At 72.4% G+C, this 15431-nt stretch carries 11 protein-coding genes; 7 read left to right on the forward strand and 4 right to left on the reverse strand.

Going from position 1 to position 15431, the window contains the following annotated elements:
* Nucleotides 1-194: 194 nt before the first annotated feature.
* From AB0I06_RS19510 to AB0I06_RS19525, 4 genes are all read right to left on the reverse strand, one after another.
* Nucleotides 195-2588, reverse strand: a complete 2394-nt coding sequence (locus AB0I06_RS19510) for a DUF3488 and transglutaminase-like domain-containing protein (protein ID WP_363120063.1) — start codon at nt 2586-2588, stop codon at nt 195-197.
* Nucleotides 2588-3949 carry a DUF58 domain-containing protein gene (locus AB0I06_RS19515; RefSeq protein ID WP_363120064.1) on the reverse strand — a complete coding sequence of 454 codons (1362 nt, stop codon included), beginning with the start codon at nt 3947-3949 and terminating at the stop codon, nt 2588-2590. The genes AB0I06_RS19510 and AB0I06_RS19515 overlap by 1 nt, the downstream gene beginning before the upstream one ends.
* Nucleotides 3949-4989, reverse strand: coding sequence for a MoxR family ATPase (locus AB0I06_RS19520; RefSeq protein WP_363120065.1), 1041 nt, complete (start codon nt 4987-4989; stop codon nt 3949-3951). Before AB0I06_RS19520 ends, AB0I06_RS19515 begins: the two co-directional genes overlap by 1 nt.
* Before the next feature lie 298 nt (nt 4990-5287).
* Nucleotides 5288-5839 carry a carbonic anhydrase gene (locus tag AB0I06_RS19525; RefSeq protein ID WP_363120066.1) on the reverse strand — a complete coding sequence of 184 codons (552 nt, stop codon included), beginning with the start codon at nt 5837-5839 and terminating at the stop codon, nt 5288-5290.
* Nucleotides 5840-6222: 383 nt separating this feature from the next.
* Between AB0I06_RS19525 and rsmH the strand changes: the two genes are divergently transcribed.
* The 7 genes from rsmH to murD all read left to right on the forward strand — a co-directional run bounded on the left by rsmH (nt 6223) and on the right by murD (nt 15318).
* The gene (rsmH, locus tag AB0I06_RS19530; protein WP_363120067.1) at nt 6223-7179 is read left to right on the forward strand and encodes a 16S rRNA (cytosine(1402)-N(4))-methyltransferase RsmH; all 957 of its coding nucleotides are present in this window, start codon (nt 6223-6225) and stop codon (nt 7177-7179) included.
* 31 nt (nt 7180-7210) lie between these two features.
* Nucleotides 7211-7660, forward strand: coding sequence for a hypothetical protein (locus tag AB0I06_RS19535; protein ID WP_363120068.1), 450 nt, complete (start codon nt 7211-7213; stop codon nt 7658-7660).
* A 5-nt stretch (nt 7661-7665) separates the two neighbouring features.
* On the forward strand, nt 7666-9645 hold the full coding sequence (locus tag AB0I06_RS19540; protein WP_363120069.1) for a penicillin-binding protein 2: 1980 nt from the start codon (nt 7666-7668) through the stop codon (nt 9643-9645).
* Nucleotides 9646-9838: 193 nt separating this feature from the next.
* Nucleotides 9839-11359: a UDP-N-acetylmuramoyl-L-alanyl-D-glutamate--2,6-diaminopimelate ligase gene (locus tag AB0I06_RS19545; protein WP_363120070.1), complete on the forward strand. Its 1521-nt coding sequence runs from the start codon at nt 9839-9841 to the stop codon at nt 11357-11359.
* Nucleotides 11360-11387: 28 nt separating this feature from the next.
* Nucleotides 11388-12803 carry a UDP-N-acetylmuramoyl-tripeptide--D-alanyl-D-alanine ligase gene (gene murF, locus AB0I06_RS19550; protein ID WP_363120071.1) on the forward strand — a complete coding sequence of 472 codons (1416 nt, stop codon included), beginning with the start codon at nt 11388-11390 and terminating at the stop codon, nt 12801-12803.
* Nucleotides 12803-13894 (forward strand): phospho-N-acetylmuramoyl-pentapeptide-transferase, encoded by a 1092-nt coding sequence (mraY, locus tag AB0I06_RS19555; RefSeq protein ID WP_037670865.1) that lies wholly within the window; start codon nt 12803-12805, stop codon nt 13892-13894. The genes murF and mraY overlap by 1 nt, the downstream gene beginning before the upstream one ends.
* Nucleotides 13876-15318: a UDP-N-acetylmuramoyl-L-alanine--D-glutamate ligase gene (gene murD / locus AB0I06_RS19560; protein WP_363120072.1), complete on the forward strand. Its 1443-nt coding sequence runs from the start codon at nt 13876-13878 to the stop codon at nt 15316-15318. Before mraY ends, murD begins: the two co-directional genes overlap by 19 nt.
* Nucleotides 15319-15431 lie beyond the last annotated feature (113 nt).

Consider the following 15431-nt stretch of genomic DNA (forward strand, 5'->3'; position numbering starts at 1 on the left):
GGGGGTGACCACCGACTCGGTGGTCACCCCCTGACGCTTGCGTGCGCGCGGCTCACAGGGTCATGCGTTGCGGGGCGTCTTCCGGTGCCGCGGCCCGCTTTCGCCCCGCCCGGTCCCGCCGGCGGCGGACTTCCGGACACACGGCGGGGCCGCCGGTGCGGTCGCACCGGCGGCCCCGGCTGCTTCTGACGCCCTCAGCCCTGCTGCCCCGACGCCCTGCGCCAGGTGGGCCGCAGTGCCACGGCGCGTTCCCGGACCCTCGTCCACCAGGCCGACGCCGCCCACACCACCCGCACGGTGGAGCGGGGAGCCAGCAGCGCCCGGAGCCTGGCCGGTCGTCCGGCGGCCGCGCCGAGCCCGGCCGCCACCCGGTGGACGTCGTCCGTGAGGCCCGCGACGGGGCGGGGGTGGGGTGCGTACAGGACCTGCTCCACCGCGTTCGCCACCCGGTGCACCGAGGCCGCCGCCGTGGCGTCGAGGTCGCCCAGCCGGATGATGCGGGCGGCCGCCGTGCGCGGGGTCCGGGACTCGTCCGGCGTGATGCCGTAGTCCCACGCCGTGTCGGTCAGCTCCTGCCAGACGGCCAGGGTGTACAGGGCCGCGTCCTGCTCGCTGCGGCCGTGTGCCCCCAACCGTGCCGTGCGCGTCCGCAGCCGCCACAGCATCGGAGCCAGGGGGAGCGCCAGGACGGCGAGACCGGCGAGCGCCCACGCCAGCAACGCGTACCACTTGGGGCCCTCGTCGTCCGTGGGCAGCGCCGCCTGGGGCGACGCGCTGCCGCAGCCGCCGTCCAGCTTCTTCTGCTCCTGCGTGCAGCTCTCGCTCGCCGAGGGCGCGGCGGACGGAGCGGTGGAGGCCGACTGGGAGGGGCGGGCCGGGTTCGGCACCGAGTCGTCCGGGCGGTCCGGCACGGTGTAGGCGGGGATCGAGCCACGGGTCGGCGTGGGCTCGAAACGCGTCCAGCCCACGCCCTCGAAGTACAGCTCGGGCCAGGCGTGCGCGTCCCGCAGCCCCACCGACACCGAGCCGTCCGCCTGCGGGGTACCCGGCGCGAAGCCCACCGCCACCCGGGCCGGTATGCCCAGGGAGCGGGCCATCGCCGCCATCGCGAAGGAGAAGTGCACGCAGAAGCCCTGCTTGTCCTTCAGGAAGCGGGCGATCGCCTGCGAGCCGCTGCCGACCTGCACCTGCGTGTCGTACTGGAAGCCGCCCGTCACGGAGAACCAGTCCTGGAGCTTGACCGCCTGGTCGTACGGGTCCGAGGCGCCCGCGGTGACCTGGCGGGCGGTGCGGCCCACCACCGACGGCAGCGAGTCCGGCAGCTCGGTGAAGTCGCGCTCGATGTCCGTGGGCGGCGGCCCCGCCGAGGCCAGCTGCTCCGCCGTCGGCCGCACGTCCAGGCTCGTGACCCGGTAGGTCAGGCCGCGCGTGTTCTGCCCGTGGTCGCCGACCAGCGTCATGCCCACCGGCTCGTACCGCCAGTTGCCGCTGATGCGCACGCCGCTCGGCGGGTAGGGCATGGGCAGCCAGTCCTGGGCGTACCAGTCGGCCGCGGTGATCCTGCTGTCGATCTCAGCGCGCTTCACGTCCGGGCTGAGGCCTGTCGGGCTCGGGAAGGTGCCGTCGGGGACGGCGGTGATGGAACGCCGGGAGGGCTTCCAGGTGGTGCCGTCGAAGTCGTCCAGGGACACGATCCGCAGATACAGGTCCGAGACGTCTGCCGAGTTGGTCCGCACGGACAGCACCTGCTGGTCCTCGTCCGCGTTCAGGCTGTCCCGCAACGACACCAGGGGGTTCACGGCGGAGATCGTGCCCCCGCCGCCCGGGCCGCCGCTCCCTCCCGCGCCCACGGAGTCCAGCAGGCCGCCGTTCATCGCGGGCAGGCCGAGCGGCACCACCAGGGCGATGCCCAGCGCGACCACGCCGATGCGCCGGCCGGTGCGGACCGGGGCGAGGGGACCGCTCGGCTCCCCCGCGGCGGTGGACGGGGCACCGCCGAAGACCCGGCCCCACTGCGAGAGCCGGTCCCGGCCCTCGGCCAGCAGCAGCATCAGATAGCCGGCCGCCGCCACCAGGAACCACAGCCAGTCCGTGTCCCCGTCGGAAAGCCCCGCGGCCACGGAGTACAGGGCGAGCAGGGGCAGCCCGGCCGGGGCGGCGCTGCGGAAGGTCACCGCGAGGGTGTCCACCAGCAGCCCGATGATCAGGACTCCGCCCACGAGCATCAGCCGGATGCCGTCGGACTCCAGGGGCGCCGGGATCGCGTACCGCGCGATGTCGTCCCCGCCCTGCTGGAGCAGGAGCGCGAAGCGGTCGAAGGCCCGCGGGCCCGGGATCAGCCCGGCCAGCGCCTGGCCACGGGCGAAGACGAAGGTCAGCAGCATCACGGTGACCACGGCCTGGGCCGCCACCGTCAGCGGCCGGGCCAGCGGCACCCTGCGGGCGAGGGCGCCCACACCCGACTGGAGGGCCAGCAGGAAGGCCGCCTGCACGATCCAGGTGGCCGGCCTGACCAGGGGCAGCAGGGCGCACGCGGCCATCAGCGTGGCCGCCCACGCCCCCAGCGTCAGTCGTACCCGCCCGCTCATCACGGCCCCTCCCCGCCGCTCGCGGCGGCCAAGCCCCTGCGCTCCCGGTCGGCCTGCCGCCACAGCTCGTCCACCGAGGCGCCCCGCGGCACGGGCAGGGCCGTCCAGCCCGCCTCGCGCAGCATGCGCAGCCGGTCGCCGCTCCTGTCCAACGGGCCGGGCACGTCGCTCGGTTCCCGCACCCAGCTGTCGCTGTCCAGCACGAAGGCGACCGCGCCGGGGCTGCGCTGCCGCATCCGGCCGAGCACGGCCGCCTGCTCCTCGTCCAGATCGCCGAGGAAGGCCACCAGCAGCCCCTCGTTGCCACCGCGCAGCACGTCGTAGGCCCGGGACAGGCCCGCGCCGTCGGAGTGGTCGATCACCGCGAGGGTGTCCATCATCAGCCCGGCCGCGTCCGCCGACTCCTGGCTCGCGCCCGCGAAGCCGTCCCCGCCCTCACCGGGCACCGCGTTGCCCGTGTCCGTCAGCAGCCGTACCGAGTAACCCCGTTCCAGCATGTGCACCAGCACGGACGCGGCGCCCGAGACGGCCCACTCGAAGGCCGAGTCCGGGCCGGCGCCCTCGTAGGCGATGCCCCGGGTGTCCAGCAGCACCGTGCAGCGGGCACGCTGGGGCTGCTCCTCGCGGCGCACCATCAGCTCGCCGTAGCGGGCGGTGGAGCGCCAGTGCACCCGGCGCAGGTCGTCGCCGTAGCGGTAGCCGCGCGGGATCACGTCGTCCTCGCCGGCCAGCGCCAGCGAGCGCTGCCGCCCGTCGCCGTACCCCTTCGCCTCGCCGCTCAGGCGCACCGGCGCCAGCGGCTCCACGCGCGGGATCACGGTCAGGGTGTCGTGCGTCGAGAAGGACCGGGTCAGCTCGCACATGCCGAACGGGTCGCTCAGGCGCAGCTGGAGCGGGCCGAGCGGGTAGCGGCCGCGCAGGTCGGAGCGCACCCGGTAGGACACCTCGCGGCGGCCGCCCGCCTCCACCCGGTCCAGCACGAACCGGGGCCGGGGGCCGAGCACGTACGGCACCCGGTCCTGGAGCATCAGCAGGCCCGTGGGCAGCCGCGAGACGTTGTCCATCCGCAGGTGCACCCGGGCCTCGCTGCCGGCGGGCACGCGCGCGGGGGAGAGCCGGCGGCTGCCCGCGACCCGGTAGCGCGTGCGGTACAGCACCGCCGCGCACACCAGCGGCAGCACCGCCAGCAGCAGACCCACGCGCAGCAGGTCGCTCTGTCCGAGCACGTACGAGCAGATCGCGGCCGCGATTCCGGCGGCCAGGAAGGAGCGTCCGCGGGTGGTCAGACCGGCCAGGGCGGTGCGGATGCCGCCCCGCTCGCCCCGGTCGGCTTCCGCGTACCCCGCCCCCGCGGTGGTCATCACAGCCTCCGCGGCGGCTGCTGGGGATACGCCGGCGCCGTACGGCCCAGGCCGCCGAAGCCGCTGTGCTGCTGCGGCGCCGCCGGTACGGGCGTGCGCTGAAGGATCTCCTCGACGACCTGCTCGGCGGTGCGCCGGTTGAGCTGGGCCTGGGCGGTGGGCAGCAGGCGGTGGGCCAGGACGGCGACGGCGAGGGCCTGCACGTCGTCCGGCAGCGCGTACTCCCGGCCGCTGAGGGCCGCGGACGCCTTGGCCGCGCGCAGCAGGTGCAGCGTCGCGCGCGGGGAGGCGCCGAGTCTGAGGTCCGGGTGCGTGCGCGTGGCGCCGACCAGGTCGACCGCGTAGCGCCGCACCGGCTCAGCGACGTGCACACCGCGCACCGCCTCGATCAGCTTGAGGATCTCGTGCGCGTGGGCCACGGGCTGGAGATCCTCCAGCGGCGAGACGCCGCCGTGGACGTCCAGCATCTTCAGCTCGGCCTCCGCGCTGGGGTACCCCACCGACACGCGGGCCATGAAGCGGTCGCGCTGGGCCTCCGGCAGCGGGTAGGTGCCCTCCATCTCGACCGGGTTCTGCGTCGCCACCACCATGAAGGGGCTGGGCAGCTCGTAGGTCTTGCCGTCGATGGTGACCTGGCGCTCCTCCATGGACTCCAGGAGCGCGGACTGCGTCTTGGGCGAGGCGCGGTTGATCTCGTCGCCGATCACCACCTGCGCGAAGATCGCGCCCGGCTTGAACTCGAAGTCGCGGCGCTGCTGGTCCCAGATGGACACACCGGTGATGTCCGACGGCAGCAGGTCGGGCGTGAACTGGATGCGCCGCACCGAGCAGTCGATGGACCGCGCCAGTGCCTTGGCCAGCATCGTCTTGCCGACTCCCGGGACGTCCTCGATCAGCAGGTGTCCCTCGGCCAGCAGCACGGTCAGCGAGAGCCGTACGACCTCGGGCTTGCCCTCGATCACGCCTTCCACCGACTCCCGCACGCGTTCCACCACGGCGGTCAGATCAGTGAGGCTCGCTCGATCGTCATAGGTCGTCACCCGGCCCTCCTCGGCCTTTCCCGCGCTCCAGGGGAGCTCGGAATACCCCATTTTCCCCGGCCGACGCCGCATGACGCGGGCCGGCCCACCCCAACCACGGACACCACGCGGGAATGGTTCCACGCGACGTCACTCCCGCATTCTTGCTGCCGTTACCGATTCGTGTCACTCGACTGTGGACAACTGGCCGCGATATGTCGGTCTTACGATCATTCGAACACGTGACTGACAGGCTTTCGACAGCTACAGCAGGTGGCGGGGCGGGCGGGCCCGCGGCTCGCAGGTCGGCGGGCCGGGGTCAGGCGGCCGGGTCGACCTCCCGCAGCAGGCCGGTCTTCACGTCGAAGACGAATCCGCGCACGTCGTCGGTGTGCGGCACGAACGGCGAGGTGCGCACGCGCTGCATCGACTGCCGCACGTCCTGGTCGACGTCCCGGAAGGACTCCACGGCCCACGCCGGACGCTGGCCGACCTCCGCCTCCAGCTCGTTGCGGAAGTCCTCGGTGAGGCTCTCCAGGCCGCAGCCCGTGTGGTGGATGAGCACCACGCTGCGCGTGCCCAGCTTGCGCTGGCTGATGGTGAGGGAGCGGATCACGTCGTCCGTGACCACGCCGCCCGCGTTGCGGATCGTGTGACAGTCACCCAGCTCCAGGCCGAGCGCCGCGTGCAGGTCGAGACGGGCGTCCATGCAGGCCACGACGGCGACGTGCAGCACGGGCCGGGCGTCCATGCCCGGGTCGGTGAAGGCCTCGGCGTACCGGGCGTTGGCCTCGACGAGGCGGTCGGTGACCGTGCCGCCGCCCTTGATGGCGCTCTCCGAACCTGTGGGAACCGATGCAGAAGTCGTCATAGGTATGACGTTACTGGTCACACCCCGTCCAAGCCTCCTGTGGAAGTGAACAAAGAATGCCGTCTAGTGGCGTGTGTGAGGTACCCCACAAGGGTGGTGTCCAGTGCTCCGCGCGAACGACGGCGACGCGCAGGCCGGTTGATTGACCGGGCGACACCGTGGACTAAAGTGACGCGAAGCGGGAGGCGAGACTCTCCCCGCTGGACTGATGTTCTTCCAGGACCCCGGCGACGACCGGTGTCTCCCCGCGTGCGCGGCGCGTACGTACGGCTCGGCCTCCTCCCGCTCCCGGTCGGCTGACGCTTCCGGCGCCGGCAGGCCTCTTCCCCGAGCGGGCGGTGACCCGGCGGTGCGCAGGGCCGCGCCGGATCTGAGAGGGCCCCTTGAGCGAGAGTCGACACGTCCCGGTGATGCTCCAGCGGTGCCTGGACCTGCTGGCACCCGCCCTTCAGGGCCCGGACGCCGTGGTCGTCGACTGCACCCTCGGCCTCGGCGGCCACAGCGAGGCACTCCTGGAGCGGTTCCCCGGCGTCCGGCTCGTCGCCCTCGACCGCGACAAAGAGGCCCTGCGCCTGTCCGGCGAACGCCTCGCCCCGCACGGCGAGCGCGCCACCCTCGTCCACGCCGTCTACGACGAGCTGCCCGAGGTGCTCGACAGGCTCGGCATCGCGCGCGTGCAGGGCGTCCTGTTCGACCTGGGCGTCTCCTCCATGCAGCTCGACGAGGCCGACCGCGGCTTCGCCTACGCCCAGGACGCCCCGCTCGACATGCGCATGGACCAGACGACCGGCATGAGCGCCGCCGAGGTCCTCAACACCTATCCGCCGGGCGAACTGGTCCGCATCCTGCGGGCGTACGGCGAGGAGAAGCAGGCCAAGCGGATCGTGAGCGCGATCGTGCGCGAGCGGGACAAGGAGCCGTTCAGCAACAGCGCGCGCCTCGTCGAGCTGATCCGCGACGCCCTGCCGCAGGCCGCCAAGCGCACCGGCGGGAACCCCGCCAAGCGCACCTTCCAGGCCCTGCGCATCGAGGTCAACGGCGAGCTTTCCGTCCTGGAGCGGGCGATCCCCGCCGCGGTGAAGGCGCTCGACGTGGGCGGACGGATCGCCGTGCTGTCGTACCACTCGCTGGAGGACCGGCTGGTCAAGCAGGTCTTCGCGGCGGGAGCGGCCACCACCGCGCCGCCCGGGCTGCCCGTCGTCCCCGAGCGCTACCAGCCGCGGCTCAAGCTGCTCACGCGCGGTGCCGAACTCCCCACGGAAGAGGAGATCGCCGAGAACCGGCGGGCGGCACCGGCGCGACTGCGCGGAGCCGAGCGCATCAGGGAGGACGTCGAGTGAGGCGTGTGCAGGCCGGACCGAGGGAGTGTGCGTGAGCGGCAAACCCGAACTGAAGGGGAGGGCCGCCCGGCTCGCGCGGCTCCTGCCGACCGGCCCCGGGCAGGCGGCCCGCACGCCCTTCGTCCTCCTGGTCGTCCTCCTCCTCGGCGGCGGTCTGATCTGCCTCCTGGTGCTGAACTCGGCCCTGAGCGAGGGCGCGTTCGAACTCGACGACCTCCAGCGCGGCACGAAGAACCTCACCGACGAGGAGCAGGCCCTCCAGCGGGACATCGACGCCTACTCCGCCCCCGAGGCCCTTCAGCGCCGCGCCCGCGAGCTCGGCATGGTGCCCGGCGGGGACCCCGCCTTCCTCGCTCCCGACGGCAGCGTCAAGGGCGTCCCCGGCGCCGCCCCCGGCGTCGGGCGGTCCTCCGCCTACACCCCCCTGGTCCTCGCCCCCGAGGCCATGACCGACGGCCCTCCTCCGACCCCCGGCAGGTGACGGAAGTGTCCGACAGGGAACCGCCACGCCGCCGGGTGCCCGGCCCCGCAAGGCCCGCCCGCCCCGACGCCCGGCGCCGTCCCGGCCCCGGTGCGCGTCCCGGCCCCGGTGCCCGTCCCGCCGCCCGGCGGCCGGGGCAGGGCCGCCCGGGGGCACCCAAGCCGCTGCGGCTCGGCAGCCCCCGCCCCCGCCTGCGGCTGGTCGGCCTCGCGCTGACCCTGGTCCTCACCGCCTTCGTTGTACGGCTGTTCCAGGTGCAGGCCGTCGACGCCAGCACCTACGCGGCCAAGGCCGAGCAGAACCGCTATGTCGGGCAGATCCTCGCCGCCGACCGGGGCGAGATCACCGACCGGTCCGGCGTGGCCCTCGCGACCAGCGAGGACGCCTACGACATCACCGCCGACCCCACGATGTTCGCCCCCGGCCAGCTGAAGATCGCCGACGGCCCCGAACAGGCGGCGGCACTCCTCGCGCCCATCCTCGGCCAGGAGCAGGACGCCCTGGTCCAGAAGCTGCGGCCGAAGAACCCGGCCCTGCGCTACGTCAAACTGGCCTCACGCCAGACCCCGCAGGTCTGGAAGCAGATCAAGGACCTCAAGTCGGCGCTCGCCAAGAAGGCCGAGACGGACAAGTCCGCGCGCAACGTCCTCTCGGGTGTCTTCTCGGTCGCCACCAGCAAGCGCGTGTACCCCAACGGCGACCTCGCGGCCGGGATACTGGGCTGGGTCAACGCCGAGGGCAAACCCGGCGGCGGCATCGAACTCCAGCTCAACAAGCAGCTCGCCGGCAAGGACGGCAAGATCCGCTATGCCCAGTCCGGTGGCCGTCTCGTGCCCACCGCGGGCTCCACCGAGACGCCCGCCGTCCCCGGCAGCGACGTCGAGCTCACCATCGACCGCGACATCCAGTGGGCCGCCCAGAACGCCATCAGCGACCAGGTGAAGGAGTCGGCGGCAGACCGCGGCTACGTCATCGTCCAGGACACCCGCACCGGGCAGATCCTGGCCATGGCCAACTCACCCGGCTTCGACCCGAACGACCTCTCCGACGCCGACCCGGCCGCCCTGGGCAACGCCGCCCTCCAGGACGCCTTCGAGCCCGGCTCCACCGCCAAGGTCATGTCGATGGCGGCCGTCCTCCAGCAGAACGTCGCCACACCCGGGACCCACGTGGTCGTGCCCAACCGGCTGCACCGCGGCGACCGGCTCTTCAAGGACGACATCGACCACCCGACCTGGTACCTGACGCTCAACGGCGTCCTCGCCAAGTCCAGCAACATCGGCACCATCCTCGCCACCGGGCAGCTCGGAAAGACCCAGGCCCAGGCCAACAAGGTCCTCTACGACTACCTGCGCGAGTTCGGCCTCGGCAGCTACACCGGACTCGGCTTCCCCGGCGAGACCAAGGGCATCCTCGCCCCGCCCGACAAGTGGTCGACCTCGCAGCAGTACACGATCCCTTTCGGCCAGGGCGTCTCCCTCAACGCCATGCAGGCGGCCTCCGTGTACTCGACCATCGCCAACGGCGGCGTCCGCGTCGAACCCACCCTCGTGCGCGGCACCAAGGGCCCCGACGGGCGCTTCACCCCGGCTCCGAAGCCCGCGAAGAACCGGGTCGTCAGCGCCAAGACCGCGAAGACCCTCGCCCAGATGCTGGAGTCCGTCGTGGACGACGAGGAGGGCACCGGCACCAAGGCGCGCATCCCCGGGTACCGCGTCGCGGGCAAGACGGGCACCGCCAACCGCGTGGATCCGGCCACCGGCAAGTACCACGGCTACACCTCGTCGTTCGCCGGGTTCGCACCCGCCGACAAGCCGCGCGTCACCGTCTACTGCGCCATCCAGAACGCCACCCAGGGCAGCTACTTCGGCGGGCAGATCTGCGGACCCGTCTACAAGAAGGTCATGGAGTTCGCACTGAAGTCCCTCCAGGTCCCGCCGACCGGCGCCAAGCCCGCGAAGCTGCCCGTCTCCTTCAAGCAGTGACCAGCGCCGACCCGGCCTGATCAGCACCCCGCCCCACCGAGCCACCAGGACCGTCTCCGTGACAACGATCACCCCCGAGCCCGGGAACCAGAGCAGCGCCGGCCCCTCACTTCGCCCGGAGGCGGGTACGCCCGGTACGCTCACCGCCGTGCCACACGCTGATCAGTCCCAAACCACCCAGAAGGGCCATCCCGTGACATACCCCGGGCCGCCCAGGCCGGTGCAGGTCTCCGCCACACCCCTCGCGGAACTCGCCGACCAGCTGGGTGCTTCCGCGCCGCAGAGCACCGCCGAGGTCACGGGCATCACCCATGACTCACGCGCCGTGCGTCCCGGCGACCTGTACGCCGCCCTCCCGGGTGCCCGGCTGCACGGCGCCGACTTCGTCAACCAGGCCGCGGGCCTGGGCGCCGCCGCCGTGCTGACCGACCCGACGGGCGCCGAGCGCGCCGCCGCGTCCGGACTGCCGGTCCTGGTCGTCGACGACCCGCGCGGCCGGATGGGCGAACTGGCCGCCACGATCTACGGCCACCCCGGCCGGGATCTGCTCCAGATCGGCATCACCGGCACCTCCGGCAAGACCACCACCGCCTACCTCGTCGAGGGCGGCCTGAAGACGGTCAGGTCCACCGGCCTGATCGGCACGGTCGAGATGCGCATCGGCGACGAGCGCATCAAGTCCGAGCGCACCACCCCCGAAGCCACCGACCTCCAGGCCCTGTTCGCCGTCATGCGCGAACGCGGTGTGGACGCGGTCGCCATGGAGGTCTCCAGCCACGCCCTGGTCCTCGGCCGGGTCGACGGCTGTGTCTTCGACATCGGCGTCTTCACCAACCTCAGCCCGGAACACATGGAGTTCCACTCCGACATGGAGGACTACTTCCGGGCCAAGGCGCAGCTGTTCACGCCGGAACGCGGCAAACTCGGCGTGGTCAACGTCGACGACGAGTACGGCCGCAGGCTGGCGAAGGAAGCGACCGTCCCGGTCGTCACCTACTCCGCCGAGGGCCACCCGGACGCCGACTGGCGCGCCGAGGACGTCCAGATCGGCCGGCTGGACTCGACGTTCACGGTCGTCGGCCCCAAGGGCGAGCGGATCGACGCCAAGTCGCCGCTGCCCGGGCCGTTCAACGTGGCCAACACCCTGGCCGCGATCGTGGCCCTCGCCGTCGCCGGTCTCGACCCGCAGGCCGCCGCCGACGGCGTCGCCGCCGTCCCGGGCGTCCCGGGCCGCCTGGAGCGCGTGGACGCCGGGCAGCCCTACCTCGCGGTCGTCGACTACGCGCACAAGACCGACGCCGTGGAGTCGGTGCTGCGCGCCCTGCGCAAGGTCACCGAGGGCCGGCTGCACATCGTCCTCGGCTGCGGCGGCGACCGGGACAGGACCAAGCGCGAGCCGATGGGCGCCGCCGCGGCACGGCTGGCCGACACGGCCGTGCTGACCTCCGACAACCCCCGCGGTGAGGACCCCCTCGCGATCCTCGCCACGATGCTCCGGGGCGCGGCGTCCGTCCCGGCGCACGAACGCGGCGAGGTGCAGGTCTTCGAGGACCGGGCCGCCGCGATCGCCGCCGCCGTCGCCCGTGCCGAGCCCGGCGACACCGTGCTGGTCGCGGGCAAGGGCCACGAGCAGGGCCAGGACATCGCCGGGGTGGTCCGTCCCTTCGACGACCGCCAGGTGCTCCGCGAAGCCATCCAGAAGACCCAGGGATGAAAATCCAGAAGACCCAGGGGATGAACTTGTGATCGCCCTCTCCCTCGCCGAGATCGCAGAAGTCGTCGGCGGGCAGACGCACGACATACCGGATCCGTCCGTCCAGGTCACCGGCCCGGTCGTCCGGGACTCCCGGGAGGCGGTGCCCGGCAGCCTCTTCGTCGCCTTCGCCGGCGAGCGCGTGGACGGCCACGACTTCGCGGCGGCGGTCGTCGAGGCCGGCGCGGCGGCCGTGCTCGGCACCCGGCCGGTCGGCGTGCCCGCGATCGTCGTGGACGACGTCCAGAGCGCCCTCGGCGCCCTCGCCACGCACGTCGTACGCCGTCTCGGCGCCACCCTCGTCGCCCTCACCGGCTCGGCGGGCAAGACCAGCACCAAGGACCTCATCGCCCAGGTGCTCCGGCGCAAGGCGCCGACGGTGTTCACGCCCGGCTCGCTCAACAACGAGATCGGGCTGCCGCTGACCGCGCTCAGCGCCACCGAGGAGACGAGGTTCCTCGTCCTGGAGATGGGCGCCCGCGGCATCGGGCACATCCGCCACCTCACGGAACTGACCCCGCCGAAGATCGGCCTCGTGCTCAACGTCGGATCCGCCCACATCGGCGAGTTCGGCGGCCGCGAGCAGATCGCCCAGGCCAAGGGCGAGCTGGTCGAGGCGCTGCCGTCCGAGGCCGACGGCGGCACCGCGATCCTCAACGCGGACGACCCCTACGTCCGCGCCATGGCCTCCCGTACGAAGGCGAAGGTGCTCTTTTTCGGAGAGTCCGGCGAAGCGGACGTGTCCGCCGAGAACGTGCGACTCACGGACACCGGACAGCCCGCGTTCAGGCTTCACACACCCTCCGGTGCAAGCGATGTGACCATGCGCCTGTACGGTGAGCACCACGTGTCGAACGCGCTCGCCGCGGCCGCCGTCGCCCACGAGTTGGGCATGTCCGCAGACGAGATCGCCCTCGCGCTCTCCGAGGCGGGCTCCCTCTCCCGCTGGCGGATGGAGGTCACCGAGCGCCCGGACGGCGTGACGGTCGTCAACGACGCCTACAACGCGAACCCCGAGTCCATGAAGGCGGCGCTGCGCGCGCTCGCGGCCATCGGCAAGGGGCGTCGTACGTGGGCGGTGCTCGGCAAGATGGCCGAGCTCGGGGACGAGGCTCTCGCCGAGCACGACGCGGTCGGACGGCTCGCCGTCCGGCTCAACGTCAGCAAGCTCGTCGCGGTCGGTGGCAGGGAAGCCGCCTGGCTGCAACTGGGCGCATATAACGAGGGTTCGTGGGGTGAGGAGTCGGTGCACGTGTCCGACGCACAGGCGGCGGTCGACCTGTTGCGCAGCGAGTTGCGCCCGGGGGACGTCGTGCTCGTGAAGGCGTCCCGTTCGGTCGGGCTCGAGAGCGTTGCCCAGGCGCTGCTCGAGACCGGTGCCGAGGGTGAGGTTTCCGCCCGATGATGAAGCAGATCCTGTTCGCAGGAGTCATTGGTCTCTTCCTCACGCTGGTCGGCACCCCGCTGCTGATCAAGCTGCTCGCGCGCAAGGGCTACGGCCAGTACATCCGCGACGACGGCCCGCGCGAGCACGCCAGCAAGCGCGGTACGCCGACCATGGGCGGCATCGCCTTCATCCTGGCGACGGTCGCCGCGTACTTCCTGGCCAAGGTGATCACGGGCTATCTGGACCCGGACGTCGACGCGGCGCCGACCTTCTCGGGCCTGCTGGTGCTCGGCCTGATGGTCGGCATGGGCCTGGTCGGCTTCCTCGACGACTACATCAAGATCGTCAAGCGGCGTTCGCTGGGCCTGCGCGCCAAGGCCAAGATGGCCGGCCAGCTGATCGTCGGCATCGGCTTCGCGGTGCTGTCGCTGCAGTTCGCGGACAACCGCGGCAACACCCCGGCCTCCACGAAGCTGTCGTTCATCACGGACTTCGGCTGGACGATCGGCCCCGTGCTGTTCGTGGTCTGGGCGCTGTTCATGATCCTGGCCATGTCCAACGGCGTGAACCTCACCGACGGTCTGGACGGTCTGGCCACCGGCGCCTCGGTGCTGGTCTTCGGCGCCTACACCTTCATCGGCGTCTGGCAGTTCCAGGAGTCCTGCGCCAACGCGCAGACCCTGACCAACCCCGGGGCCTGCTACGAGGTACGGGACCCCCTCGACCTCGCCGTGGTCGCCTCGGCGCTGATGGGCGCCTGCCTGGGCTTCCTGTGGTGGAACACCTCGCCGGCCAAGATCTTCATGGGTGACACCGGTTCGCTGGCGCTCGGCGGTGTGCTCGCCGGCCTCGCGATCTGCTCGCGCACCGAGCTGCTGATGGCCATCCTCGGTGGCCTCTTCGTCCTGATCACCATGTCCGTGGTGATCCAGGTCGGTTCCTTCCGCCTCACCGGAAAGCGTGTCTTCCGGATGGCGCCACTCCAGCACCACTTCGAACTCAAGGGCTGGTCCGAAGTGCTCGTCGTGGTCCGCTTCTGGATCATCCAGGGCATTTGTGTGATCGTCGGACTCGGCCTCTTCTACGCAGGATGGGCAGCGGACAAGTGACCTCCTCGGAGCCCTTCGACTTCCAGGGCAAGCACGTCACCGTCGCCGGACTCGGCGTCTCCGGCGTCCCGGCGGCCAAGGTGCTGCACGGCCTCGGCGCGACCGTCACGGTCGTCAACGACGGCGCCGACGAGCGCGCGCGGGCGCAGGCGGACGAACTGGAGGCGCTCGGCATCACCGTGCGCCTCGGTGACGGCGACACCCTGCCGGAGGGCACCGAGCTGATCGTCACCGCGCCGGGCTGGAAGCCGGACAAGCCGCTGTTCGCGGCCGCCGAGCAGGCGGGCGTCCCGGTCTGGGGCGATGTCGAACTGGCCTGGCGCCTGCGCGGCCCCGGCGCCGCCGACTGGCTCGCCGTCACGGGCACCAACGGCAAGACGACGACCGTCCAGATGCTCGCGTCGATCCTCAAGGCGGCCGGTCTGCGCACCGCCGCCGTCGGCAACATCGGCGTCTCCCTGCTGGACGCGGTCCTCGGCGAGGAGCAGTACGACGTCCTGGCCGTGGAACTCTCCAGCTACCAGCTGCACTGGGCGCCCTCCCTGCGCGCCCACTCCGCGGCCGTGCTCAACCTCGCCCCGGACCACCTCGACTGGCACGGCTCCATGGAGGCGTACGCCGCCGACAAGGGCCGTATCTACGAGGGCAATCGCGTCGCCTGCGTCTACAACGTGGCCGACGAGGCGACCGAGAACCTGGTCCGCGAGGCCGACGTCGAGGAGGGCTGCCGTGCCATCGGCTTCACCCTCGGCACCCCGGGCCCGTCCCAACTCGGCGTGGTGGAAGGCATCCTGGTCGACCGCGCCTTCGTCGAGAACCGGCAGAAGAACGCCCAGGAGCTCGCCGAGGTCGCCGACGTCAACCCGCCGGCCCCGCACAACATCGCCAACGCCCTCGCGGCGGCGGCCCTCGCCCGCGCCTACGGCGTGCCCGCCAAGGCCGTACGGGACGGCCTGCGGGCGTTCACCCCGGACGCCCACCGCATCGCGCACGTCGCCGACGTGGACGGCGTCGCCTGGGTCGATGACTCCAAGGCGACCAACACCCATGCCACGGAAGCCTCGTTGGCGGCCTACGAGTCGATCGTGTGGATCGCGGGCGGGCTCGCCAAGGGCGCGACCTTCGACGAACTGGTCGCCAAGTCGGCGAAGCGGCTGCGCGGTGCGGTGCTGATCGGCGCCGACCGCGCGCTCATCCGGGAAGCCCTGGCGCGACACGCCCCGCAGGTACCCGTCGTCGACCTCGACCGGACCGACACTGGGGCGATGCGCGCGGCGGTTCAGGAGGCGCGGAAGCTCGCTCAGCCGGGCGACACGGTGCTGCTGGCCCCGGCCTGCGCCTCCATGGACATGTTCGCCAACTACAACAAGCGCGGGGACGCTTTCGCGGACGCCGTTCGTGAGCTCGGCTCCGCCGACGGCTGACCCGGGTCCGCCTCGCCCGGCGGCGGCGCCGGGCGTACCTGGGAGGGACGCGTGACACGGAAGCGGCTGGTGCCCGAGCGGCCTGGGGGCGTGCACCGCGCCATGTCCCCCGC

Source organism: Streptomyces sp. NPDC050674 (genome assembly GCF_040654575.1).
In the GTDB taxonomy this organism is placed as follows: Bacteria; Actinomycetota; Actinomycetes; order Streptomycetales; family Streptomycetaceae; genus Streptomyces.

Coding starts and splice junctions, on each gene's coding strand:
- AB0I06_RS19510 (WP_363120063.1), bottom strand. CDS start 2,588: ATGAGCGGGCGGGTACGACTGACGCTGGGGGCGTGGGCGGCCACGCTG.
- AB0I06_RS19515 (WP_363120064.1), bottom strand. CDS start 3,949: ATGACCACCGCGGGGGCGGGGTACGCGGAAGCCGACCGGGGCGAGCGG.
- AB0I06_RS19525 (WP_363120066.1), bottom strand. CDS start 5,839: ATGACGACTTCTGCATCGGTTCCCACAGGTTCGGAGAGCGCCATCAAG.
- mraY (WP_037670865.1), top strand. CDS start 12,803: ATGAAGCAGATCCTGTTCGCAGGAGTCATTGGTCTCTTCCTCACGCTG.
- murD (WP_363120072.1), top strand. CDS start 13,876: ATGGGCAGCGGACAAGTGACCTCCTCGGAGCCCTTCGACTTCCAGGGC.